General features: G+C 35.6%; 25 protein-coding genes and 1 tRNA gene. 10 read left to right on the forward strand and 16 right to left on the reverse strand.

Annotated features, from left to right (window positions below):
* Nucleotides 1-12: 12 nt before the first annotated feature.
* The 5 genes from QWY78_RS04275 to QWY78_RS04295 all read left to right on the forward strand — a co-directional run bounded on the left by QWY78_RS04275 (nt 13) and on the right by QWY78_RS04295 (nt 2,881).
* Nucleotides 13-498 (forward strand): acyl-CoA thioesterase, encoded by a 486-nt coding sequence (locus QWY78_RS04275; RefSeq protein ID WP_290216933.1) that lies wholly within the window; start codon nt 13-15, stop codon nt 496-498.
* Nucleotides 498-1,367 carry a dTDP-4-dehydrorhamnose reductase gene (rfbD, locus tag QWY78_RS04280; protein ID WP_290216935.1) on the forward strand — a complete coding sequence of 290 codons (870 nt, stop codon included), beginning with the start codon at nt 498-500 and terminating at the stop codon, nt 1,365-1,367. The genes QWY78_RS04275 and rfbD overlap by 1 nt, the downstream gene beginning before the upstream one ends.
* A complete protein-coding gene (locus QWY78_RS04285; RefSeq protein ID WP_290216938.1) occupies nt 1,364-2,041 on the forward strand; it encodes a hypothetical protein in 678 nt (225 codons plus the stop codon). The genes rfbD and QWY78_RS04285 overlap by 4 nt, the downstream gene beginning before the upstream one ends.
* Nucleotides 2,042-2,052: 11 nt before the next feature.
* Entirely contained in the window at nt 2,053-2,772 is a 720-nt protein-coding gene (bshB1, locus tag QWY78_RS04290) for a bacillithiol biosynthesis deacetylase BshB1 (protein WP_290216940.1), read from the forward strand.
* A 35-nt stretch (nt 2,773-2,807) separates the two neighbouring features.
* Nucleotides 2,808-2,881: transfer RNA gene (locus QWY78_RS04295), tRNA-His, on the forward strand.
* 129 nt (nt 2,882-3,010) lie between these two features.
* Here the strand turns inward: QWY78_RS04295 and QWY78_RS04300 are convergent.
* A complete protein-coding gene (locus QWY78_RS04300) occupies nt 3,011-3,346 on the reverse strand; it encodes a DUF3276 family protein (RefSeq protein ID WP_290216942.1) in 336 nt (111 codons plus the stop codon).
* A 113-nt stretch (nt 3,347-3,459) separates the two neighbouring features.
* The gene (locus tag QWY78_RS04305; RefSeq protein ID WP_290216944.1) at nt 3,460-5,121 is read right to left on the reverse strand and encodes an ABC transporter ATP-binding protein; all 1,662 of its coding nucleotides are present in this window, start codon (nt 5,119-5,121) and stop codon (nt 3,460-3,462) included.
* Between the two features lie 199 nt (nt 5,122-5,320).
* On the opposite strand from QWY78_RS04305, the gene nusB reads away from it, so the two are divergent.
* The 3 genes from nusB to yajC are packed head-to-tail and all read left to right on the forward strand — an operon-like array spanning nt 5,321 to nt 7,053.
* Nucleotides 5,321-6,226 carry a transcription antitermination factor NusB gene (gene nusB, locus QWY78_RS04310; RefSeq protein WP_290216946.1) on the forward strand — a complete coding sequence of 302 codons (906 nt, stop codon included), beginning with the start codon at nt 5,321-5,323 and terminating at the stop codon, nt 6,224-6,226.
* 1 nt (nt 6,227) lies between these two features.
* Nucleotides 6,228-6,707 (forward strand): DUF1573 domain-containing protein, encoded by a 480-nt coding sequence (locus QWY78_RS04315; protein WP_290216948.1) that lies wholly within the window; start codon nt 6,228-6,230, stop codon nt 6,705-6,707.
* Nucleotides 6,708-6,726: 19 nt separating this feature from the next.
* The gene (yajC, locus tag QWY78_RS04320; RefSeq protein WP_290216950.1) at nt 6,727-7,053 is read left to right on the forward strand and encodes a preprotein translocase subunit YajC; all 327 of its coding nucleotides are present in this window, start codon (nt 6,727-6,729) and stop codon (nt 7,051-7,053) included.
* A 142-nt stretch (nt 7,054-7,195) separates the two neighbouring features.
* Here yajC and QWY78_RS04325 read toward each other — a convergent pair whose 3' ends face one another.
* The 5 genes from QWY78_RS04325 to QWY78_RS04345 all read right to left on the reverse strand — a co-directional run bounded on the left by QWY78_RS04325 (nt 7,196) and on the right by QWY78_RS04345 (nt 13,931).
* Entirely contained in the window at nt 7,196-8,884 is a 1,689-nt protein-coding gene (locus tag QWY78_RS04325; protein WP_290216951.1) for a putative transporter, read from the reverse strand.
* Nucleotides 8,885-8,979: 95 nt separating this feature from the next.
* Nucleotides 8,980-10,242 (reverse strand): DUF2851 family protein, encoded by a 1,263-nt coding sequence (locus tag QWY78_RS04330; protein ID WP_290216953.1) that lies wholly within the window; start codon nt 10,240-10,242, stop codon nt 8,980-8,982.
* A gap of 60 nt (nt 10,243-10,302) precedes the next feature.
* Entirely contained in the window at nt 10,303-11,436 is a 1,134-nt protein-coding gene (bshA, locus tag QWY78_RS04335; protein WP_290216955.1) for an N-acetyl-alpha-D-glucosaminyl L-malate synthase BshA, read from the reverse strand.
* Nucleotides 11,437-11,489: 53 nt separating this feature from the next.
* Nucleotides 11,490-12,176, reverse strand: a complete 687-nt coding sequence (locus QWY78_RS04340; protein ID WP_290216956.1) for a hypothetical protein — start codon at nt 12,174-12,176, stop codon at nt 11,490-11,492.
* Between the two features lie 15 nt (nt 12,177-12,191).
* Entirely contained in the window at nt 12,192-13,931 is a 1,740-nt protein-coding gene (locus QWY78_RS04345; RefSeq protein ID WP_290216958.1) for a glycoside hydrolase family 3 protein, read from the reverse strand.
* Between the two features lie 111 nt (nt 13,932-14,042).
* Here QWY78_RS04345 and QWY78_RS04350 point away from each other — a divergent pair, with 111 nt between their 5' ends.
* Nucleotides 14,043-14,561: a hypothetical protein gene (locus tag QWY78_RS04350; protein WP_290216959.1), complete on the forward strand. Its 519-nt coding sequence runs from the start codon at nt 14,043-14,045 to the stop codon at nt 14,559-14,561.
* Nucleotides 14,562-14,707: 146 nt separating this feature from the next.
* Complete coding sequence (gene deoD / locus QWY78_RS04355; RefSeq protein WP_290216962.1) at nt 14,708-15,418, forward strand: purine-nucleoside phosphorylase; 711 nt, start codon at nt 14,708-14,710, stop codon at nt 15,416-15,418.
* On the opposite strand, the gene ribA is transcribed toward deoD, so the two are convergent.
* The 9 genes from ribA to QWY78_RS04400 form a co-directional block, all read right to left on the reverse strand.
* A complete protein-coding gene (ribA, locus tag QWY78_RS04360) occupies nt 15,415-16,017 on the reverse strand; it encodes a GTP cyclohydrolase II (RefSeq protein WP_290216963.1) in 603 nt (200 codons plus the stop codon). The two genes, deoD and ribA, sit on opposite strands and share 4 nt — an antisense overlap.
* Nucleotides 16,018-16,028: 11 nt before the next feature.
* Complete coding sequence (locus tag QWY78_RS04365; RefSeq protein WP_290216965.1) at nt 16,029-16,481, reverse strand: hypothetical protein; 453 nt, start codon at nt 16,479-16,481, stop codon at nt 16,029-16,031.
* Complete coding sequence (locus QWY78_RS04370) at nt 16,474-17,088, reverse strand: DUF4254 domain-containing protein (RefSeq protein WP_290216967.1); 615 nt, start codon at nt 17,086-17,088, stop codon at nt 16,474-16,476. Before QWY78_RS04370 ends, QWY78_RS04365 begins: the two co-directional genes overlap by 8 nt.
* Before the next feature lie 11 nt (nt 17,089-17,099).
* Nucleotides 17,100-17,306, reverse strand: coding sequence for a Sec-independent protein translocase subunit TatA/TatB (locus QWY78_RS04375; RefSeq protein ID WP_290216969.1), 207 nt, complete (start codon nt 17,304-17,306; stop codon nt 17,100-17,102).
* A 33-nt stretch (nt 17,307-17,339) separates the two neighbouring features.
* Nucleotides 17,340-18,923, reverse strand: a complete 1,584-nt coding sequence (locus QWY78_RS04380; RefSeq protein WP_290216971.1) for a murein hydrolase activator EnvC family protein — start codon at nt 18,921-18,923, stop codon at nt 17,340-17,342.
* Nucleotides 18,920-19,714, reverse strand: a complete 795-nt coding sequence (gene lolB1, locus QWY78_RS04385; RefSeq protein WP_290216973.1) for a lipoprotein insertase outer membrane protein LolB1 — start codon at nt 19,712-19,714, stop codon at nt 18,920-18,922. Before lolB1 ends, QWY78_RS04380 begins: the two co-directional genes overlap by 4 nt.
* A gap of 96 nt (nt 19,715-19,810) precedes the next feature.
* Nucleotides 19,811-20,839 carry a sugar phosphate nucleotidyltransferase gene (locus QWY78_RS04390; RefSeq protein ID WP_290216975.1) on the reverse strand — a complete coding sequence of 343 codons (1,029 nt, stop codon included), beginning with the start codon at nt 20,837-20,839 and terminating at the stop codon, nt 19,811-19,813.
* Nucleotides 20,840-20,887: 48 nt separating this feature from the next.
* Nucleotides 20,888-21,322 (reverse strand): dUTP diphosphatase, encoded by a 435-nt coding sequence (gene dut, locus QWY78_RS04395; RefSeq protein ID WP_290216977.1) that lies wholly within the window; start codon nt 21,320-21,322, stop codon nt 20,888-20,890.
* Nucleotide 21,323: 1 nt separating this feature from the next.
* Nucleotides 21,324-22,775: a lipopolysaccharide biosynthesis protein gene (locus tag QWY78_RS04400; protein ID WP_290216979.1), complete on the reverse strand. Its 1,452-nt coding sequence runs from the start codon at nt 22,773-22,775 to the stop codon at nt 21,324-21,326.
* Between the last annotated feature and the right edge of the window lie 83 nt (nt 22,776-22,858).

Here is a 22,858-nt window from a genome sequence, read left to right on the forward strand (position 1 = left end):
TAATTTTGTACCATGCAAAAAGAAATTTCAAGTGAGTCGAGAATCCGTTTCAGTGACTGCGATCCAATCGGACACCTCAACAATGTAAAATATTTAGAGTACATGCTCAATGCCAGAGAAGATCACGTAGAATCGGGTTATGGCTTTACTTATGAGGAATATACACGCAAAACAGGTTGCACTTGGATCACGATTCAAAATGAAATCGCTTATTTAAAAGAAGTTCGTTATAATGCAAAAGTGCTTATTTCTAGCAAAACGATCGAAGTGGGTGATCGCCTTTCTAAAGTCGAGATTCTAATGAAAAGCGCAGACGGTAAAACCATTCACAGCGTATTATGGATGTCTGTAATTTACTTCAACATGAAAACACGTAAATCTGAGGTTCATCCGGTGGATACGAAAAGATTATTTGAAAGATTTTTAGTAGATTTAGAAGAAAAGGATTTTAAAAGCCGCGTATCCCATTTCAGAAAACAAAATAAAAAAGCAAATTGATGAAAAAAATTCTCGTTATTGGCAGCAATGGTCAACTGGGTAATTGTTTTAAAAAATTAGCAGCTGATTTTGAAACTCAATTCGAATTCAAATTTGCAGACTCGCAGGAATTAAACATTACTGATTCTCGCGCGGTTGAAAATTTTTTGGATGAATTTCAGCCGCAATTTTGTGTTAATGCTGCTGCATATACCACCGTTGATTTAGCTGAAAAAGAAGTTGATAAAGCTTTTGCTGTAAATGCCGTAGGAGTTGCAAACATTTCGGAAGCTTGTAAAAACTCGAATACAACTTTAATTCACATTTCTACCGATTATGTTTTTGATGGCGACACGAATATTTCCTATTCAGAAGATAATTTTACCAATCCACAAGGTGTTTATGGAGCATCTAAATTAAAAGGAGAAGAACTGGCACTTGAAAATAACCCACGAACGATCATCCTCAGAACTTCTTGGTTGTATTCAGAATTCAATAAGAATTTTGTAAAGACCATGCTTGAATTATTTGCAGTGAAAGACGAACTGGGAATTGTTGCCGATCAATTTGGTCAGCCTACCAATGCCAACGATTTAGCCAAGGCCGTGCTGAAAATTATTGAATCGGATCCAAAAGTCTTTGGCATTTTTCATTTTTCAAATTATTCGGAAACAACCTGGTATGATTTCGCTTCGAAAATTGCTGAATTTTCAGGCTCCAAGATTAAATTGAATCCCATCACCACCGCAGAGTTTCCAACGCCGGCAAAACGACCGAAACGAAGCACTATGGCTTTGGATAAAATAGAAGAGGTGTACCAAATCGAACCAATCCATTGGGAAATTTCCCTGCAAGATTGCCTTGAAATTTTAGAAAAAACCAACGAATGAAAAAAATCCTTTTATTAAACTTAGCATTATTGTCAACCGTGTTATTCGGTCAAAATGTAGTGTTGAACAAAGTGGTGAAAACACACACAAACGATGATAAAGTTTTTTATAAAATTAATCCCGAAACGACTGCCGCTGATTATTTAGGCGAAGTTGAAGTTCAGGGTTTTTCTGAGCAAGATGCCAAAGTATTCGGAATGATTTACAAAAAAGCCAAAGAAATCGGTGCCAACGCTTTTTCTTGGAAGCCTTTTGAAGAGGTTGATGGGAGTCTAACCAAATTTGAGCCGAGTCATTATAAGCTGAGTTTGTTTTATGTGCAACTTTCAGATTTTCCTAAAGAAGAAAACACGGTGTACTTTATTTCGTCGCCTTATAAAAAGCAAACCATCTCCATTAATAGAGATAAAAAAGATTTTGAGCCAAGGTCCTACACAAAAATTAATCTAGATGCAGGCGAAATTTATACGATCTCAACGCGAAAACTACTGGGTTCAACCATAAAAATTGCTGCCCAGCAAAACCAACCGGTTCAGTATTTTCAACTTTCTGGCTTAGCGGTAAATTCTAATGATGATAATAAGCCGGGAATCAATTTCAAATCTGGTGACATCATAAGACTGGAGCAGTCTTACGCCCAGTTTTTAACTACGATTTATCACTATTTTAAATAAATTTCGGGAATATGAAAGTAGATATTTTAGCAATTGGAGCGCATCCTGATGATGTAGAATTAGGATGCGGCGGAACTTTAGCAAAACTTATTTCAGAAGGAAAGACCATTGCTATTGTTGATTTAACACAAGGTGAACTAGGCACGCGGGGGTCCAATGTTACCAGAGCAGAGGAGGCTGCCACTGCTTCAAAAATTTTGGGGATTTCTGATCGCGTTAATTTAAAAATGAAAGACGGGTTTCTTTTGAATTCCGAAGAATCGCAAATTCAAATCGTGAAAATGATTCGGAAATATCAACCGGAAATCGTTTTTGCTAATTCGATTGATGACCGCCATCCCGATCATGCAAAAGCAGCGAAATTAGTTTCGGATGCTTGTTTTCTTTCTGGTCTTGTTAAAATAGAAACCTCACTCGAAAACCTCTCTCAAAAACCTTGGCGACCTAAACAAATTTTCAACTATATTCAATGGAAACACATCACACCAGACTTCGTGGTAGATATTTCCGAGTTTATGTTCAAGAAAATTGAAGCTTGCCTTGCGTATAAAACACAATTTTATGATCCAGATTCCCAGGAACCGATGACTCCAATTGCGTCAAAGGATTTTCTAGAAAGCCTTACCTACAGAGCGCAGGATCTGGGTCGATTGTCTGGCGTAGACTACGCAGAAGGATTTACAACAGAAAAGTTGCTTGCTTTCAAAAATTTTGATGGAATAATTTTGTAGTATATCGAAAAATCTTATATTTGCACTCTGAAACGGTGGTTGTAGTTCAGTTGGTTAGAACGTCGGTTTGTGGTACCGAAGGTCGTGGGTTCGAGACCCATCATCCACCCAAGTTAAAACGCATTGATTATCAATGCGTTTTTTTATTTTCTTTTTTTTGGTGTAGAATGTGGCCTAGTTTGTAGGCAAAAAAAAGCATTCATTATTTTTGAATGCTTTTGTTTTTATGGTGATCAGGTTAAATTTCATCGTCTGATTCGATCGTAAACGATTTTGATTTGTAGTCTTTGTCATGTCTTTCAGAAATTACATCTTCACCTTTTTGACCGATAATGAAATCTGTAGACTCTTTAAACATTTCTTCGAAGCTCTTAAAATCTTCTTTATACAGATAGATTTTATGTTTCTCAAAACTTGCTTCTCCGTTCTCACCAAAGTTCTTTTTACTTTCGGTAATGGTTAAATAATAATCTCCCGCTTTGGTCTCTCTCACATCAAAGAAGTACGTTCTTCTTCCTGCCTTCAACACCTTGGTGAAAATTTCGTTTTCATGGCGTTCCTTGTAATCACTCATTTGTAGCTATTTTTGAAATGTTGTGTAACAAATATAAAAGATTTCTTTTAAATGAAGAATTTATTTTTAATTATTTACAAAAAAATACAGTTAATTGCTAAGGATCAGGTGAATTAGTTCAGATTATCACTTTCTAGCGGGGTCAGATTTAGGAGTTTATCTGCGCGTTTTGCACTGCTTTCACGGTGCGTAATAATGATTGAAGTGCAATTCTGAATTTCATTTTCAATATTTTGAAGAATGTTTTCCTCTGTTTCTGTATCTAAAGCTGATAAGGAGTCGTCGAAAATTAAGATCGTTGGTTCTTTAATTAAAGCCCGCGCAATGCAGATTCTCTGTTTTTGTCCCCCAGAAAGCATAACGCCACGTTCGCCAACCATCGTTTTGTATTGGTCTTTAAAATCGATGATGTTTTTATGAACATCGGCTTTTTTTGCATATTCTTCAACAAGTTTATGAGAAGGTTTATCGATAGCAAAACCAATGTTGTTTTCAATCGTATCAGAAAAAAGGAAACTTTCCTGTGGAATATACCCGATGAAGTTGCGGTAATTTTCCAGATTATGATCTTTCAAATTCTTACCATCTACGAGGATTTCGCCTTCACTTGGTTCGATTAAACGGCAGAGTAAAAGGGCAATCGTAGATTTTCCACTACCGGTTTTTCCCATTATCGCAAGAGATTTACCAGCTTCAATTTTAAAACTTAAATTGTCAAGTGCTTTGATTCCTGTGTTTGGATAAACATAAGAAACATTTCTAAATTCGATATCACCTTTAATGGGGTACACGTTAGTATTGGTGTTAATAATGTCGGTTTTCATATCCAGAAATTCATTAATTCTCGCCATTGATGCTTCGGCTCTTTGATTAACAGAAGTGACCCAGCCCACCATTGAAAAAGGGAAAATTAAAATATTAATGTATAAAAAGAAATCAGCAATCTTGCCAACCGAGAGTTCGTCAGCCATATATTTCTGACCACCGATTAACAAAATTACTACATTTAATAAACCGATTACAAAAAGAATGATGGTGAAAAAATACGCCTCCGTTTTTGCCAGATCCAGCGATTTGTCTTGATAATCTTTCACCTTCATTCCGTAGCTTTTTTCGATATAGCTTTCTTTAGCAAAAAATTTCACCACCCTGATTCCGGAGAAACTGTCCTGTACAAAAGTCGAAATCGCAGATTGGCTTTTCTGCATAATTTTCGATTTTTTATTAATGATCGAGCTTACTTTATAAATTAGAAAAGAAAGAATAGGCAGTGGAAGCAGTGACCAGAATGTCATTTCTACGTTGGTGTTGAGCATGTAAATACTCGTGATAATCAATAAAATAAGTAAATTCACCACATACATTACACCCGGTCCAAGGTACATTCGCACCGCGACAACATCCTCACTAAGTCGGTTCATCAAATCCCCGATGGTGGTTCTCTTAAAATCGGTTAAGGACAATTCCTGGTAATGATTGTATATTTTATTTTTGAGTTCATATTCAATTTTTCTGGATGCAACAATGATGGTTTGTCGCATCATGAAGGTGAAAAAGCCCGTCAATAGTGAAGAGCCTACAATGATTCCTACATAAATTAAGACTTGTTTGTTGAAGCCTAAGGAATTTGTTTTTGCAATTTGGTCAATCGATTTTCCAACAAACTGAACCTTAAAAATATTGAAAAAATTACTGGCAATAATGAATAAAAATCCCCAAAATAAAAGGGTTCTATGTTTCCAGAAGTAAGGATTAAGAGTTTTGAGTGCGTTCATAAAATATCTTTCGGTTGCCCACAGTTTAAGCGCAGATTAACCTATGCAAAAGTAAGAAATTGAAAATTGGTAATTTTTTAAATCTGCAGGTTTTATTGTTTTTACCATTCAGCCCAAGTGATACTTTTGTAGAAGTGTGTCTTAAAATTCTCAACTTCCGACAATTTTATTATCTTTGCACGCATAAAAGCTCTTTGAAATGTTAGGAAGAAGACAAATTCGTGAAAAGGTAGTAGAATCGTTGTATTCATATTATCAAAATCCCATTAAATTCGATATATTAGAGAAGAATATGTTCTCAGAAATCGATAAAATCTATCATCTTTACATTTACCAACTTAATTTTTTAGTTGCGCTGAAAGATTTAGCAGAAAGACAAATTGAAATCGGGAAGCATAAGTACATCCAAACCGATAAGGAAATCAATCCCAATCAAAAATTCATCAACAATCAGGTTTTAATTAAATTAGAAGAGAATGAGGAGCGTCTTTCATTCACTTCTAAACATCAAGAGTTAAAGTGGGAAGCGTATGATGAACTCTTGGTGAAAACTTTTCAAAGAATGTCGGCCGGTAAACGGTATCAGGATTTTATGCAAGAAGAAGGCCATTCGTTTGAAGCAGATCAAAAATTTATCGGAAAATTATTTTTAAGATATATCGCAGAGAATGATGACTTTCATGAACATCTTGAGGAAAAAGAACTCAGTTGGTCGGATGATTTTCATATCGCAAACTCGATGATGCAGAAAACCATTGGGTTTTTCAAAGAAAATGAACCGAGCCACACTTTAATTAAAATGATTAAAGATGAAGATGATCGTGACTTCGCTCGTAAACTCTTGAAAGAATCCCTAAACCATTGGGAAGAAAATGAGAAAAAACTTGAAGGGAGATTAGAAAACTGGGATTTGTCGCGAATTTCTTTGATGGACAAAATTATTTTGATCTCGGGGATTACAGAACTCGATTATTTCCCTTTAACTCCAGGAAGAGTTATCATCAATGAGTATATCGAGATTTCTAAAGTGTTTTCTACCGATCGTTCCAACATTTTTATCAATGGGATTTTAGATAAATACACGAAAGATTTAAACAGAAGTTAATATGAGAAGTTTTATTAAAATAGCACCGATTGTGGTTGCTTTAGCTTTAGTTAGCTGCAAAAAAGACCAAACTGCAGACCAGCTCATCATTGAAGATGAAGTTGCTCAGGATGCTGCACCTGTGATCGCTTCGGCAGAAGATATGGTGAAAGAAGCCCAGTCGAAACCACTAACCAACATCGCTTTATCTGAAGCACATTTTGATTTTGGGAAGATGAAAAAAGGAGCGCATAAAGAACATGTATACGAAATTACCAATACGGGCGAAAATCCTTTGATCATTTCGCAAGTGAAACCTGGCTGTGGTTGTACAGTTCCTGATTATACGAAAGAACCTATTTTGCCCGGACAGAAGGGAAAAATCACTTTGAAATTTGATTCATCCAGTTTTGATGGGTTGGTTCATAAGCAAGCGGAAGTGTTCGCAAACATTGAGAAAGCACCAATTGTGCTGACCTTCTCAGCAGATATTCAACCTTAAATTAAATTAAACAATTATAATGATAACAATATTTTTACAAGCAGCAGCTGGCGAAGGCACTATGATGCCTACTTTGGTGATGATGGGATTGATGTTCGTTGGGTTTTATTTCCTGATGATTCGTCCGCAAATGAAAAAATCTAAACAAGAGAAAAACTTTCAATCTGAATTGAAAGTAGGGAGTAGAATAGTGACCACTTCGGGTATGCACGGTAGAATCGCGCAAATACAGGAAGATGGCGTAGTAATCGAAACCCTTTCTGGAAAATTGAAGTTTGAAAAAGCAGCGATTTCAAGAGAATTTACGCAACAGCGTTTTCCAGATAACGCCCCAGAAACGAAATAATATTTTTTTAAATATGTACCCTAAAGCAATCTCATTGAGGTTGTTTTTTTGTGTTCAATACTAAAAAAGTTTACCGAAAATAAATTCAGTAAACTTTCTAAATGTCGATCGGATTTAAAAACTTCAGTACGTTAAAAATCCCCTAACTAAAAATTAAAATAAGCAAACTCGCCACGAATATTCGGAATATGGTCACCAGTGGATAAACCTGAGCGTACGTTTGAATCGGAATATCCGAATCTAAATAGTTTGTACTAAAGGAAAGTGCAGCCGGATCGGTATAACTTCCACTCATGATTCCGACCAATTGAAGGAAATTGATTTTCATAATAAACCGACCGATAATCACCATTAAAATTAAAGGAATAAAGGTAATTGCGCACCCATACAATAACCACATCCAACCATTATACTGAATGAAATTGTCGTAAAAACCATCACCTGCATGAATTCCAACTGCAGCAAAGAAAAGGCAAATACCAAAATCTTTCATGAAATAGGTTGCTCCATTATTAATATAAGAATGTATAAAGGCAATCCCGCCATAACGCGAAATTAAAAGAGCTACAATTAAGGGTCCTGCCGCAAATCCCAACTTAATCGGAACGGGTAGACTTGGGATTACAATCGGGATGGAGCCTAAAATAACCCCTAACAATAACCCGCCAAATAACGATAGAAAATCGGGTTCTAATAATTTTTTTTCAGAGTTGCCAATTATTTTTTCTACTTCTTCGATGGCGTCCTCTGATCCGATGACGCGTAACTTATCACCGTAAAATAATTCCAAAGATGGTCTTGGCAAAATTTCTCGGCCTGCTCTGAAAACACGGGTCACTTTTAAATCATAGGTGTTGTACAGGTCTAATTCTGAAAGCTTTTTGTGGATAACTTTTGCATTGGTCACGAAGATGTTTTTCTTCATGATTTGTTTTTCAGACTCAATGAATAAATCGGATGATGGCCGCCCCACAATAGCAGTGAAATCATCTACATCTTTTTCTAGCCCAACGAGCATTAGAACATCTCGATCCTGTAATTGAATATCCATTGTAGGGGATTTTACGACCTTGCTTCCACTGTGTTTCAATCGTGAAATAACAATCTCTCTGCCGAAATCTTTTATAGTCTGATGCAATGTTTTCCCAAAATATTCAGGATTGGTAATTCGTACTTTCTTATGAACCAAAGGGAGTTCGCGGTTTATTTTTGCGAGTCGAAATTTTTTCATTTCTTCCTCTGGATTAATCTTTAGCAAGAGTTTAGAAACAATAATTGTTGCGATAATCCCAAAAACACCTAATGGATAAGTGATGGCATATCCAATGGTCGGATCTCCGAATTTTTTGTCAGGAAATGAATTGGTGATTTCTTCAATCGTATTTTTTGCCGCACCCAAACCAGGAGTGTTTGTAACGGAACCACTCATGATTCCGACTAAATCTTCGATTTTAAGATCGGTTAAGTAAAAAAGGCCAATGGTAATTATCCCACCCAAAAGTACAGTAGAAACGGCCAGAATATTAAATTTTAATCCTTCATTTCGAAATGAAGAGAAAAAAGAAGGCCCAACTTGTAATCCTATTCCATACACGAAAAGAATTAAACCAAAATCTCGAATAAAATCCAAGATACCCGGTTGAATTCTGTAACCGAAATGCCCTAAAATTAAGCCGGTAAACATCACCGCCGAAACGCCAAATGATATTTTTCCTAGTTTCAGTCGTCCGAAAAAAACACCGGTGCCAATCGCTAGCATTATGGCAACAATAGATTGCGTTACTGTAGGCACATCGCCAGGCAATAAAAGTAATTTTAACCAATCAAACATCTTCTCTATTTTTTAATTTCCGTACAAAATTAAGGTTAATAAACATCAATCGGGAATCGTTCCGAATGAAATGTATCACATTTTTAGAATAGGGCTCAAGTATTCATTAATCGCACGCCGATACTGCAACGTAAACATTCTTTTTTTGCGCAGTAATTGCGGTAATGAAAAAGAAGAGATTGTGATTCGAGCGCATTTTTCGGCTTCAAGTGGAGGTCTTTCCACTGCTCGATAATGGTGTTTTTCTCTGGTGAAATATGTTGGTATATCGTTAAGATTTCATCGGGAATATCTTCATTGGTATTTTTATGATATGCATATTTTACGGGCAAAATAGCGTTAATTAATATCAGCTCAATGAAATCTGTTGTCAAGGTTTTCTCGCCGTATACCGTTGATATTTTACCAAAATTAAACCGTTGATCCCAATATTCACTGGCTTTTACTTTTTGAAAAAGCTTGTAAATTTCGTCGATGGTTTTCGCATTGATTAGTTTTGAAAATAGATTTTGGTTCTGATGATACAAGGAAGCCAATTGTGACAGCCGGATCGTTGGAAAATTAGGAGGTCTTAATTTTGAAAACTTTGGATAAATATAGAATTCTGGGAGTTGATGTTTACGTTTAATAAATTCAAATTCTCTTTTCCATATTTGCATTTGTTCATCGGTAGGTTTTACGAGCCAGCCACAGATGCCAAAAAAAAGTGCTTCTAACTGCGTTTGATCCTGTCGGATTTTATTGAAAATAGTATAATCAATACTTTCTGCTAATTGTTTAAAAATCAGTGCGTTCACCTTTAGTCCAAATGCGTATGCCAATTGTGCAAATAACAAAGCTTCATAATTATTTTGATGAAGTTTAAGAGATTCCTCTATTTCAATGGATTTTAAATCCAGTTTTTTCAATAAAGTTTCTTCATGAAAATTGATGGGCAGGTCATTAGGATTAAAAATTTTTTCGCAGGGAATAAATTGGGTTTCCTGCAGTAAAGTTGCATACTTAGAGATTACGTTTTCATCGATATAATCTTTTAATTCAAGGGTGAGAACGTTTTTATTTTTAAATTCTTCGAGTTCAACATCGTGACTGAAAACCACATGTGCAATAATATTTTCAAATTCGGGATTCCCCGAATGTTTATGAAAAATCCAGTCTGATGATTTTACATGTAGCTCTATATTTCCGGCAATAATTAAACCATTGGTTTTTATTTTTCCAAAAAGAAAATCCGGACCTGAATCGAAATTCCAACGCCCGAAATCTAAAATTTCCACGTCATTGCCATCCACATCTTTGAAATCAAAACTGTTGAAAATTTTGAAATTCCATAAATATTGAAGCAACTTTTCATTCATGGTCAGCACTCTTTGATTACAAAGTAACAAAGCAAATTCTGAATAAAAAAGGTGAAAAGACTATTTTTGGAATTTCTCCAGTGTATTTGCGTACATTTTTTCGTACACGGGCAGAATATTTTTCAGATCAAACCGTAGCGCTTGTTCTTTGGCATTTTTTTTCATTTTGGCCAAAAGATTTTCATCGCTCAAAAGTTTAATCGTGTAATTACTCATTGCTTCAATATTTCCAATTTCAGCCAAATATCCCGTCTCTCCCTGGATGTTAACTTCGGGAATCCCTCCTGCATTGGAGCTGATTACGGGCGTTTCTGCCGCCATCGCCTCCAAGGCAGCCAAGCCGAAGCTTTCTTGTTCAGATGGAAGTAAAAAGACATCAGAAAGTTGTAGTATTTTATACAAATCATTTACTTTCCCAAGCAAACGAACCTTTCCAATTAAATCTGGATGATTTTCTAAAAACTGGTTGATAATTTCCATATCGGGACCTTCCCCAATGATGATTAACATGGATTTTACCCGCGCATTTACATTCTTAAAAATCTGCAAAACATCTTCAACGCGTTTTACCGGTCGAAGATTAGAAACATGAATCAAAATCTTTTCATCATCAGTCGCAAACTGCTTTCGTTGGCAATTTTCCTGCGTTTTAAATTCATCATTATCAATAAAATTGGTAATAACCTGAATGTCTTTAGTTATTTTAAAGAATTGTAAGGTGTCTTTCTTAAGGCTTTCAGATACTGAAGTAATGGTGTCGGACTGATTAATAGAGAATTCTACCGCATGTTTATAGCTGGGGTGTTGCCCTACCAAGGTAATATCCGTGCCGTGTAGGGTTGTAACTAAAGGAATGTCTTTTCCTTCTTCTTTCAACATTTGTTTTGCTGTAAAAGCAGCATAGGCGTACGGAATTGCGTAATGTGCATGCAGTAAATCAAGTTTATACAAATTTACCACCCGATAAATCATAGACGACAGCGCAATATCATAAGGTTGATATTGAAAAAGTGGATATGTCTGAACGTTTACTTTATGGAAAAAAATATTAGGATTGGTAATATCTAATCTCGCAGGCAAAGCTGAACTGATGAAATGTACCTCATAGCCTTTGTCAGCCAATGACATACCCAATTCTGTAGCAACAATACCACTTCCACCATAGGTGGGATAACAGAGAATTCCGATTTTCATTTAATTTTTTTTATTTTGAATGTTTTTTTTATGGCAAAAAAAAGACTCCTATTTTATAATTTTATTTTTAAAGCATCATCTAATTTCATTTCACGTTCCCAGAAAATAGATCCTTTTGGTGTGATGTGCTTTTTAAACCATCTGTCTTTTTCTTGATAATAAATTATAGAATCGCTTTTGGTTACGACTGCAAATTCCTCCTCATCGTTGATTACTTCCTTGTCTGAACCATTAATACTTACGGTAACACGCGAAAACGAGTGTTCAGAAATAGGTTTGATCGATTGATACGTTCCGTAGGGAGCATCAAAATAGGTGTCCCATTCATCCAACTTCTGAATTTGATTACGGATGTTTTTCACGAATAAAAAATAATTTTGAGCATACCCGCAAGCTGGGAATCCATTATGCAACAATACAAATGATTTTTTTTGATGCAGACTGTCGATCACAAAAGGGCTTTCGGCACTCCACTTTGCATTTTTTTCAAATCCTTCAATTTGGATAGAAAATTTTTCTATTTTTTTAGAATTTTCATAAAAATTTAAATCGAAATTTTGAATTTTATTTCCCTCTTGGGTGGATTGTTTTTCTTTTTTAGTGATGGTTACAAAACCATTTTCTTTTGAATCTCCATTCCAATCGATACCAATTTTTATTGAATGTATTCCCTTGCCAAAAGCAGATAATAGCATAAATACTACAATTACGATCAGTAAAATGCTTATTTTTTTTGTCATTGCAATAATTTAAAATTATTCTATAATTGTTTTGAAGGGCAAGTTGATTCGGGAGGAAGGATTTAATTCTAAGCCCATACCTGCTTTTAACTGATCACTCACTAAAACGGGCAGTTTTCCCCAGATTTTCGTTTGCCCGCAGAATGCTTTTGCTGTGGCAATCATCGAATCGTCATTGTTTTCGTAAGACACTAAAACCGTTGAAATTTTTGAAATATCCACATCTTGCAAAGCGTAAGCAGATCCGAAAACATTGAGTACTACCTTTTGATTTTTAGTGAGTTCTGCAATTATTTTTTTACTTTCAGCGGAGATTTTATAAGGTTTATAAGCCGTAGAATTATCTTTGTGAAAACCTACAATCACTGTAGAATTGGCTGGGATGGTAGAAATTTCCGAAGATTTCTTAATAATTATGGTCGTGTTAAGATTTAATTGCTCCAAGAAGGTTTGGTAAGGTGCTTCTTCCAATGGAACATAATAATACGTTTGATTGCAATTTAACGGGAGGAGCTTTTTATCATCTTTAATTAATGTTAATGCGTTGGCATACATTTTCTGAACGATTGCCGCATGCGACGCATTGTTTAAATCTTCATTAATGTTTTTCGGATTTCTCGGTTCATATTGGTTTAAGCCTAAATAATATTTTGTTAATAGAATCTTCTTGACACTTTCTTCAACGCGCTCTTGTGGGATTTCCTTTTGATCGATTGCTTGCTGAATCAATTTTTTTCCTGTAGCAACATCTTGGGAGAAAAGCATAATGTCATTCCCCGCTTTAAATGCCATGGCATCTAGTTCCCCGGCTTTGAATTTGTTGGCAACTGCACCCATATTTAAAGCATCGGTGATAATCAAACCTTTATAGCCGTATTGTTCTTTTAGTATTCCAGTGATCACCTCCTTCGAAACTGAAGCGGGAATTCCTTTTGATTTCTCTAAAGCAGGAACATACAAATGTGCTACCATTACGCCACCAATTCCTTTATCCATTAATGCTTTGAATGGGGCAAGCTCTATTTCCGTAAGTCTTTTTAAAGAATGTGAAACTACCGGTAAATCGAGGTGAGAATCTTTGTCGGTGTCGCCGTGTCCGGGAAAATGTTTGATTGCTGCCAAGATATTATGGTCTTGCAATCCTTTAGAATAGGCCATGGCAGAATTAACCACATTGAGAACTTCGGATCCAAAACTTCGGTTGCCGATAATTGGATTGTTGGGATTGGTATTTACATCTACAACAGGTGCAAAATCCCAGTTAATGCCCATTCGCTTGCAGTCTTCGGCAATTTTTGCGGCCATTTCGGTAATTAAAGTTTTATCCTGAATCGCCCCCAGGGTCATTGCCCACGGAAATTTGTGTGCTGCCGCAATTCTTTGGAACACTCCCCATTCTGCATCCATTCCGATCATTAAAGGAATTTTGGATTTTTGCTGAAACTCATTTACCAAGTTTATTTCTCGTTCCGCATCATCCTGCATTAGAATTAAACCACCGATTTTTTCATCATTTACTATTTTTCTAACATTGTTGATGTGGGCTTCGTCTTTATTGGTATAAAGCGCCACAATAAAAAGTTGTCCCAGTTTTTCGTCCTGCGAAAGTGACAGATACGTTTTATCTACCCATTCATTTGCTTTATTAATCTCAGCAGAAGAAATGTTACGGGGTTGATACTGTGCCTTTACATTGCTGGTAAGGAATATGCAGAAAAGTAAAATAAAGGAAATTTTATAAATGGTGTTTTTCATTCTGTAATAAAATAGGAGTGAACAAAAATACAATTTTTAATTTTTAAAAGTATTTTATGTTGGCATACTAATTGACTTCTAAAAGTTAATTAATCTTTTAAAAAAATCAAAATGAAAAAATACTTTACCTTAATCCTAGTGGCCATCTTTAGTCTTGTAGCGGTTAGTTGCGATAGCAGAAACGATGATGTAATCGTTCAAGATAATGATACCTATTCAAAGGTTTTAGATATTAACAATGTTAATTTTTCTTATAATACAACCGATGGATATTTTATTAGCAGAAGTTTTACAAAACCCCTCGTAAGTACAGATGTTGTTCTAATTTATAGAAAATCAGGTGCGACCTCCGATGGTTCAACCGTATGGCAGGCAATTCCCAGAACACTTTATTTGATGGACGGAGATGAATTAGATTACGATTTTGATTACAGTAGAAATGATATTATGATTTACGCTAATGGAAATTATGACATTGCTACGACTCCGCAGTTTCTAAATAATCAAACTTTCAGGGTGGTACTGGTGCCAGCGTCTGCAGGTGGGAAAAATGCAAACGTAGATTATCGTGATTATAACAGTGTTATACGATACTTTAACATTGATGATTCGAAGGTTAAGAATTTTTAATTTTTATTCACTTTAGAAACCAATAACCATTGCTTTTGCGATGGTTATTCTGTTTTTTATCAGGTTTTAGTTGAGAGTTTAAGTTTTTTAGTCAATCATATTTTAGTAACTTTATAAATTGAATAATTAATTAAAAATATAAAATAATGAGTGTTCATATTGCAGCAAAAAAAGGAGAAATTGCGAAAACTGTTTTACAACCTGGTGACCCATTAAGGGCAAAATACATTGCAGATAATTTTTTAACAGAGGTTAAGCTTGTAAGTAAAACCAGAAATGTATTGTATTTTACCGGACTTTATGAAGGCAAAGAGGTTTCTGTGGGAGCCAGTGGAATGGGAATTCCCAGTATTGGAATTTATTCTTACGAGCTTTTTACCGAATTTGAGGTAGACACTATCATTAGAATTGGAACTTGTGGTGCCTATTCAACCGATTTAAAAGTGTATGATTTATTGAATGTGGAGTATGCGGCAAGCGAATCAACCTACGCTAAGTTTGCCTGGGAAATTGAGCAAGATTTGCTTTCACATCAAGGAAAAGCGTTCGGATTAATCAATGATTGTGCAAATGAAATGTCTTTAGATGTACGTGCAACGAATATTCATACCAGTGATATTTTCTATCGAAAAACCCCTGGTATTCCTGCAATTGCCAAAAAATACAATTGCTCAGCTGTAGAAATGGAAGCTTTTGCTCTTTTTGCAAATGCCCAGTATTTAGGAAAAAATGCCGCTACAATTCTTACCGTTTCAGATGTGATTCCTACAGGAGATCAAATTTCTGCGGATCAGCGTGAAACAGCTTTAGCGCCAATGATTGAGCTGGCTCTAGAAACAGCGATTAAGATGAATTAGTGTAAGGTGTTTTCGTCATCCAGCAGATGACCGAAATAGTCTTTTTTAGTTTTTAAATAACCTTCACTTTCCTTTGTAGAGTCCATTTGCAAAGGAATTCTTTTGTTCAGACGAATGTTACTTTCTGTTACAAATTGTAATTTCTGTGGATTATTGGTTAAGAGATTAACGGACAGAACATTCAGAATATTTAAAATTTCGATTGCTACATCAAAGTTTCGGTCATCAGCGGGAAGTCCTAATTTCAGATTGGCTTCCACAGTATCAAAACCTTTTTCTTGTAAGGCGTACGCTTTTAATTTATTGATGATTCCAATATTTCTTCCTTCCTGTCGTAAGTAAACGATAATTCCGCCGTTTTCGTGGATGAAATTCATTGCTGCGTCTAATTGCTGACCACATTCACATTTTTGGGAATGAAATACCTCCCCGGTAATACATTCTGAATGAAATCGCACATTAATAGGTTGTGAAAAATCAGTGTCTTTAGCAATGATTGCCATATGAGGCATCCAATCACTTTCGGATTCAGAAAATGCAATCATGCGAAACTCTCCGTATTTGGTCGGAACGTTTGATTCTGCTTGAATTTTTAACATGTAATAATTTGCTATTTGGAGGGCTTTGCTAAGGAATCTTTTGAAATGTTGCTTTCAAGAAAAGTGATATTGGTTTTAATTCTCACCAAGTATCTATTAAGCACTTGATCTTCGTCATCATTCAAATACTTGCGAAGCTTCTGAAGTTTTTTGTAAGATTTTTCAAAATTTCTTTGTGCATTATTAAGACCATTAATATTGTAAGCATCCATTGCACCAATATAATCCTTGAGATGATATTTGAGATTGGTTACTTCCAGATTTACGGCATCATTTCTAAATTTTGGAAAGGAGGTAATTAAATTTGAAATTTCTGAGGAATAAACGATTAAATTCTTTCTGTTACTATAGCTATCCTTTTCACTACTGTTACTCAATTCTGCAATGGGAGAAAGATTTATTTTCTCAACAGAACAAGATAAGATGAGTAGGAATAGAAGGGAGCCGAAGTTCAGTTTACGCATTTTTCACATTTTGATATAGGATCGGATTAAGACTTTCATCATTGTACATTTTCATTTGTTTATATACCTTCATCTTAATTTCACCGTTCTCTATACCAAAAAGCAATTGATCAATTGCTTCAGAAAGATCTTTTTGCTGCTCCAACAAAGTATCTAACTTTGCGGAACAATTTTTTCTGTGTTCATCACTTGCCGACTCTCGGTGAGCTTCAAGTGTCATATGATAGACTTTCAATGCCAAAATCGATAAGCGGTCTACAGCCCACGCAGGCGTTTCCGAATTAATCTTTGCATCCTTATTGGGCGAAACATCCTTGTATTTTTGCAGAAACCAACTGTCTATAAATTCCACCAAATCAGTTCTTTTCTGATTAGAAGCATCTATTGTTCTTTTCAATCTTAAAGCTTCAATTGGGTCAATGTTTTCATCACGAATAATGTCTTCCAAGTGCCATTGAACGGTGTCAATCCAGTTCTTAGCATACAAAAGATGTTCCAAACTATCGGATGGATATGGATTCTTTACCTGGGTTTCAACATTATCATTAATGTGATACGCATCAATTGACTGGTTAAAAACCATCCAGGCTGTTTCAGTAAAATTCATCGCAGTCTTTTTTAAGGAGTAGTAGAGTTAGAATCGCTTTTAGGCTCTTCGGGTCTTTTCGGGTCATCTTCCTTCACAGCATCTTTAAATTCTTTAATTCCAGAGCCTAGACCTCTCATCATTTCCGGAATTTTTCTACCACCGAAGAATACCAAAATAATGATTCCAACGATTAATAAATGTTGCCAAGATAGAGCGAGTATTGTAAGTGTATTCATCTTCTAAATTTTATACAAAGTTATATTATTTTTTTAATTCACCCAACCTAGTGGATCGACGGGATTACTGCCATTCCAAATCTGAAAATCCAAAGTATAACTGCCATCGAAATCTGCTCCAATTACACCCATTGAGGTTCCTGCTGAAACTTGCTGATTAGCGGAAACCATTGTGCTGGAAAGATTTGCATAGATGGTGAAATAATCTCCATGTTTTACAATCACAGTTTTAGAACCATCTGCCGATGCGATTACACGAGAAACTGTTCCAGGCGCTATACATTTTGCAACCGTACCTTTAGGAACAGCAATTTTTACGCCGTTATTTTCTTCCACAATGTTTTTGAAAACAGGGTGAGGCTGTCGTCCAAATCTGTGGGTTATTGTACCGTAAGCGGGCATGCCCATTTTTCCACGGTTTGCCGCAAAATTGTTGCCCACGGCAGTCGAGACGCCAAAATTCGTCATTGCTTTGGTTTCTGCTGCTTTCTTTTCGTCGTTATTTTTCTTCACCATTGTCGCTTCGGCGGCTTTGGCTTCGGCGGCTCGATCAGCAGCTGCTTTAGCATTGGATGCTGCTATTGCTGCGTCTTTTGCTGCTGCGATTCTTCGCGCTTCCGCTTTTTCAGCTTCCGCTGCTTTTTTAGAATCTTCTGTCTTTTTTGCGTCTGCGGTTGCTGCTAGTTTAGCTTTCTCAGTCTCTTCCGCTGCTTTTCGGTCAGATATTTCTTTTAGTCTTCTGGCTTCATCATCAGCCTTCTTTTTTTCTAAAGTCAAGGCTTCAATTCGTGCTTTGTTTTCTGCTTCAATTTTTGCCTTTTCTTTATCTGCTGCTATTTTTGCCAAGCGAATTTTCTCGGCTTCTTCTTTTTTCCTTTCCTCGTCTTTTGCTTTGGCAAGTCTAATTTCCTCTGCAATAATCGATCGAATCTGACCTTCTAATTTTTTAGATTCTGCTTGTTTTTGTTTAAGTTCTCCTGTAAGTTGAACTTCATTTTTCTTAAATTCTTCTAAAAGCATTTGCTTTGTTTTCTTCTCTGCTTCAATGGTCAAGAGATCTTTTTGTTGATTAGAGAGAATCATTTCTTTATCCTTTACCGATTTCTGCTTTAAAGAAATATTTTCTTGAAGAACTTTCGCAGCTGTTGAAATTTCTGCCGCTTTTTTATCTTGATAATTGGAGTAATCCTTTAAATATTGAATTCTTCTGAGCGCTTCGCCCAAATTTTTTGCGGATAAAATGAAGGTTACTTTATTCTGTGATCCTTTATTTTTATAAGCTTTTACTAATACTTCTGCGTAATTTTTTCGCAAAACCGCAAGCTCTCTATTTTGACGATTAATTTCCAATTGTCGCAAATAGATTTCATCTTCTATAAACCGCTTTTCTTTTTGAGTGTTATTATAAACTTTCTCGCGAAGGACAATTTTCTTTTCAACTTCATTGAGGTAAGCAACAGACAGTTTAGACTGCTGTTGGGTTTTTGCCAAATTTGTATTGATTGCCGAAATTTGTTTTTTCAGTTCCGCATTCTGCTTTTGTAGTTGTTCCTTTTTCTGCGCAGAAAAAAAGCTGAATAGAAAAATCCCTATTAAAAAGCTAAATCGTTTAATCATTTAATTTCAGTTTTCGTATAATTATTGGGAACAGTGTAAGGTGCTTCCATTTTAGAACTGTCAAATTTCGTGTTTTCCAGTATAATTTGGCTGTTTTTTGACCCTTTTATCATTATTTTAACATTTTTTGGTAGGGCCGTATTTTCGAATTTTTCCCAGTTTGCATAGGAAACTTCCAGTTCATCAGGTGCATCTATTTTTTTTAATGCTACATTTTCCAAATCCATTTGGTCATTATAGGAAAGTGTTGCAGAATATTCTGAAACGTCTCCATTGCTCTGAAAACTCAAATTTTTCACCGAAGTTAAAACATAACCTTGTGCATTTTTAGTAAGTTTGAAATCTTTGTTGTTGACAGGAATAAATGTTTTTCCTAAGAGCAAATTTTGAAAGGCATTAAAATCGATAAAATCAACATTTAGTAGTGAATTTAGGTACGTAAAATCAGATTCAATATAGGTTTTGTTTAATTTTTCATACCCTTTGATTCCTTCTGGGGTTGCAATTCCTCGTCCAACGTTTAAAAATATGGCGGTCATATTGATCCAGACTTTTTGGTTTTTTTCAATATAGATTGTTGCATCCAGAGGTGGAATAAATTTACCGGTTTCAGCTGTGATTTTTGAATTGATTTTTAGGTGCTGAAAATCTGCTTCTTTGTTAATGGCATTAAAAAAAACTGCGGTTGAGGCTACCGGAGTATTGGTACTGATTGGGTTTTCAATCGCTGTTTTTGATTTACAAGAAATCAACATTATCATTAAAACCGGTACCAAAATATAATTTTTCATGTGCTTCTTGTTTAAACTTTATAGAAAAGTTTACAATATTAACGCCAAACCCCACCAATTGTTTTGTGTGGTATTTAGAATTTTTACTATTGCAGTTTAATGATTTGCATCTTTAGAAAGAAAATCTAAAACAGAAAAATCACCTAACGAGATTTCGCGGGCAACACCATAATATTGTGCGGAATTCCCAATCATTGAGTTGCTTAAGTTTCCGTGGTTAATGGTTGTATTTTCCTGGATTAAGGAATTATCGATATTAGAATTGATGATTTTTGTGTTGTTTCCAATGGATACTCTGGGTCCGATTTTTGAATTTGATATTTCAACATTTTCGCCAATAAAACACGGTGGTATAATCATGCAATTTTCAATTTTTGCCGATGCAGGGAATTGGGAAACATTTTCTCGTTCGTATTCCAAAACTTTTCCGTTCGTATCTACGGTCGCATTTTTATTTCCGCAATCCATCCAATCATCAACTTTTCCGAGGGAGAATTTTGCGCCTTTCTGACGAAGATTTTCTAAAGCAGTCGTTAATTGATATTCTCCACCTGATTTAATATCATTCTGCATGATGTAATTGATTTCATCCATCAATTTTTCGGCAGAATTGAAATAGTAGATTCCAATAATGGCCAAATCTGAAACGAATGTGGTTGGTTTTTCTACGAAATCGGTAATGAAGCCGTAATCATCTAATTTTACCACACCAAATGCAGAAGGGTCTTCTACTTTTTTTACCCAAATCACACCATCTGAATTTTTATCTAATAAAAAATCTGCCTTAAATAAGGTATCAGCAAAAGCCACCACCACATTTCCCTGCATCGACTGTTCTGCGCATTTAATCGCATGTGCAGTTCCAAGTGGTTCATCTTGGGTGTAAACGGTTCCTTTCGCACCTAAACTTTCTGCAATCTGAATTAAGGAAGCTTCTACTTCTGAGCCGAAATCCCCGATGATAAAAGCAATCTCGTCGATTTTCTCGCCTGCAACTTTGGTAATATCTTCCACGAGGCGTTGTACAATTGGCTTTCCTGCAATCGGAATTAGTGGTTTTGGAACGGTTAAAGTATGTGGTCTTAATCTAGAGCCGCGACCGGCCATGGGAACAATAATTTTCATAGTTTTTCTACAATTTTTCTTGGTGAAAATTCACCAAATTATTTCTGTTTATTTTTTAGAAGTACTTCCGAAACCGCCTTCACCACGATCTGTTTCATTGAGAGAACTCACTTTTTGCCAATCTGCTTTTTCATATTTTGCAATCACCATTTGTGCAATTCGATCGCCGTTTTTAATGACAAAATTCTCGGAGGACAAATTTACTAAAATTACCCCAATTTCGCCACGGTAATCTGCATCGATGGTTCCGGGTGCATTTAAAACGGTAATTCCGTTTTTTATAGCAAGTCCACTTCTTGGTCGAATTTGTGCTTCAAAACCTTCTGAAAGCTCTAAAAATAATCCAGTCGGAATTAATTTTCTTTCTAAAGATTTTAAAGTGATGCTTTCTTCCAAATTTGCATACAAGTCCATTCCCGCCGAAAGTTCGGTTTGGTATTTTGGTAACGGATGTTGTGATTTGTTGATAATTTTAATGTTCATGTCAGGCTTTTCTTATTTTTCTTAAAGTATCTTTTTCAAAGTAAATAACAATGGCTAAAAATAGTAATAATAATGAGTTTCCAACGAGTAAATTACCATCAAGCACGTAGTAGGAAACGACCGAAAACAGAATGCTTAAACTCAAATAACCAATAATTTTCTTCATGTGATAAGGAACCGGATAAAAATATTGCCCCAAGAAATAGGAGACGGTCATCATTGAGAAATAGCTTAAAAAAGTTCCCCAAGTCGATGCCCAATATCCATAAGTTGGAATAAAATAAATATTAACTGCAATGGTTACGGCAGCTCCGAGAACTGAGATATACGCGCCGAAAATGGTTTTATCAGAAAGTTTATACCAAACCGACATATTCAAATAAATTCCCAAAAAAACGGCTGCGATTAAAACAATCGGGACAATCGGAATACCTTCGTTGTAAGCTGGGTTTGAGAGATAAAGTTCGGCCAACCAATTTAAATTAACACATAAAGCTAATAAAATAATACAATTCACAATGACGAACATGTCCATCAATTTCGCATAAGATTGACCAGAATTTTCGTTTTTAGCATGCGAAAAAAAGAAGGGTTCAATTCCTAAAAGATAGGCTTGTCGGAAAAGAGTAAGGAAGGTGACAATCTTGCAAACTGCCCCATAAATTGCCATTTGTCGCATATTTGTTCCCTCAGGAAGAAGGTATTTAAGAAATTGTCGATCCATGGTTTCATTAATGACTCCAGCAAGCCCAGCAATCGTAATTGGCCAAGAATATGCCATCATTTTTTTCCAGAGATTCCAGTCGAAAGAAGAAATTCTCACTGATTTTATTTCTTCAGCTAGCAATATAAATGTTACTGCACTGGCAACCAAGTTTGCTACAAAGACGTATCCGATTCCAAACTCTTTATTGTATTCAAGGCTCAAAAATCCACGGCCTCCTAATCGTGGTAAAATCACGATGAAAAATAAAACTAAAAGAAAATTAATAATTCCATTAATGATTTTGATAATCGCAAATTTTTTCGGCCTTCCTGTTTTTCTTAAAATAACAAAAGGCATTGTTGAAAGCCCATCTAGCCCTAAAACAAAAAGCATCATCGTGAGAAGGTTGATTTCATTGGGAGTTTTGAACGCAATGGCTAAATCTTGTCGAAAAATAAAACTAAAAATCATGAACAAAATAGACGCCGCTAAAACGCTTAACGTCGCCGTTGAAATTAATTTTCCGCTGTTTTCTTCCTTTTCTGCAAAGCGGAAAAAGGTGGTTTCCATTCCGTGTGAAAGTAAAACGATGATAATACCGGCAACCGAATAAAAGTCGATAAACGGAGCCAGTGATTCTGGCCCGAAGGCGTTGGTAACAAACGGACTTATTATAAAAGGGAATAACCGAATGACCACCGTACTTAATCCGTAAATAGCCGTTTGCCCCAATAATTTTTTATACAAAGTGTAGAAATTTTCACAAAGATAAATATTTAGATTTGAGATAGGTGATTATAAAATGGTGAAATTTTTGTTTAAATTTGTCT

The organism is Kaistella yonginensis, assembly GCF_030409525.1.
GTDB classification, from domain to species: Bacteria; Bacteroidota; Bacteroidia; order Flavobacteriales; family Weeksellaceae; genus Kaistella; species Kaistella yonginensis.

Bases quoted from the DNA above. Each gene is read 5' to 3' on its own strand.
- QWY78_RS04365 (WP_290216965.1), bottom strand. From the start codon at position 16,481: ATGCGTAAACTGAACTTCGGCTCCCTTCTATTCCTACTCATCTTATCT.
- QWY78_RS04390 (WP_290216975.1), bottom strand. From the start codon at position 20,839: ATGAAAATTATTGTTCCCATGGCCGGTCGCGGCTCTAGATTAAGACCA.
- rfbD (WP_290216935.1), top strand. From the start codon at position 498: ATGAAAAAAATTCTCGTTATTGGCAGCAATGGTCAACTGGGTAATTGT.
- QWY78_RS04305 (WP_290216944.1), bottom strand. From the start codon at position 5,121: ATGAACGCACTCAAAACTCTTAATCCTTACTTCTGGAAACATAGAACC.
- QWY78_RS04350 (WP_290216959.1), top strand. From the start codon at position 14,043: ATGAAAAAATACTTTACCTTAATCCTAGTGGCCATCTTTAGTCTTGTA.
- QWY78_RS04370 (WP_290216967.1), bottom strand. From the start codon at position 17,088: ATGAATTTTACTGAAACAGCCTGGATGGTTTTTAACCAGTCAATTGAT.
- QWY78_RS04325 (WP_290216951.1), bottom strand. From the start codon at position 8,884: ATGTTTGATTGGTTAAAATTACTTTTATTGCCTGGCGATGTGCCTACA.
- QWY78_RS04330 (WP_290216953.1), bottom strand. From the start codon at position 10,242: ATGAATGAAAAGTTGCTTCAATATTTATGGAATTTCAAAATTTTCAAC.
- ribA (WP_290216963.1), bottom strand. From the start codon at position 16,017: ATGTTAAAAATTCAAGCAGAATCAAACGTTCCGACCAAATACGGAGAG.
- QWY78_RS04285 (WP_290216938.1), top strand. From the start codon at position 1,364: ATGAAAAAAATCCTTTTATTAAACTTAGCATTATTGTCAACCGTGTTA.
- QWY78_RS04315 (WP_290216948.1), top strand. From the start codon at position 6,228: ATGAGAAGTTTTATTAAAATAGCACCGATTGTGGTTGCTTTAGCTTTA.
- yajC (WP_290216950.1), top strand. From the start codon at position 6,727: ATGATAACAATATTTTTACAAGCAGCAGCTGGCGAAGGCACTATGATG.
- QWY78_RS04345 (WP_290216958.1), bottom strand. From the start codon at position 13,931: ATGAAAAACACCATTTATAAAATTTCCTTTATTTTACTTTTCTGCATA.
- nusB (WP_290216946.1), top strand. From the start codon at position 5,321: ATGTTAGGAAGAAGACAAATTCGTGAAAAGGTAGTAGAATCGTTGTAT.
- QWY78_RS04380 (WP_290216971.1), bottom strand. From the start codon at position 18,923: ATGATTAAACGATTTAGCTTTTTAATAGGGATTTTTCTATTCAGCTTT.
- bshB1 (WP_290216940.1), top strand. From the start codon at position 2,053: ATGAAAGTAGATATTTTAGCAATTGGAGCGCATCCTGATGATGTAGAA.
- dut (WP_290216977.1), bottom strand. From the start codon at position 21,322: ATGAACATTAAAATTATCAACAAATCACAACATCCGTTACCAAAATAC.
- QWY78_RS04375 (WP_290216969.1), bottom strand. From the start codon at position 17,306: ATGAATACACTTACAATACTCGCTCTATCTTGGCAACATTTATTAATC.
- lolB1 (WP_290216973.1), bottom strand. From the start codon at position 19,714: ATGAAAAATTATATTTTGGTACCGGTTTTAATGATAATGTTGATTTCT.
- QWY78_RS04340 (WP_290216956.1), bottom strand. From the start codon at position 12,176: ATGACAAAAAAAATAAGCATTTTACTGATCGTAATTGTAGTATTTATG.
- QWY78_RS04275 (WP_290216933.1), top strand. From the start codon at position 13: ATGCAAAAAGAAATTTCAAGTGAGTCGAGAATCCGTTTCAGTGACTGC.
- deoD (WP_290216962.1), top strand. From the start codon at position 14,708: ATGAGTGTTCATATTGCAGCAAAAAAAGGAGAAATTGCGAAAACTGTT.
- QWY78_RS04300 (WP_290216942.1), bottom strand. From the start codon at position 3,346: ATGAGTGATTACAAGGAACGCCATGAAAACGAAATTTTCACCAAGGTG.
- bshA (WP_290216955.1), bottom strand. From the start codon at position 11,436: ATGAAAATCGGAATTCTCTGTTATCCCACCTATGGTGGAAGTGGTATT.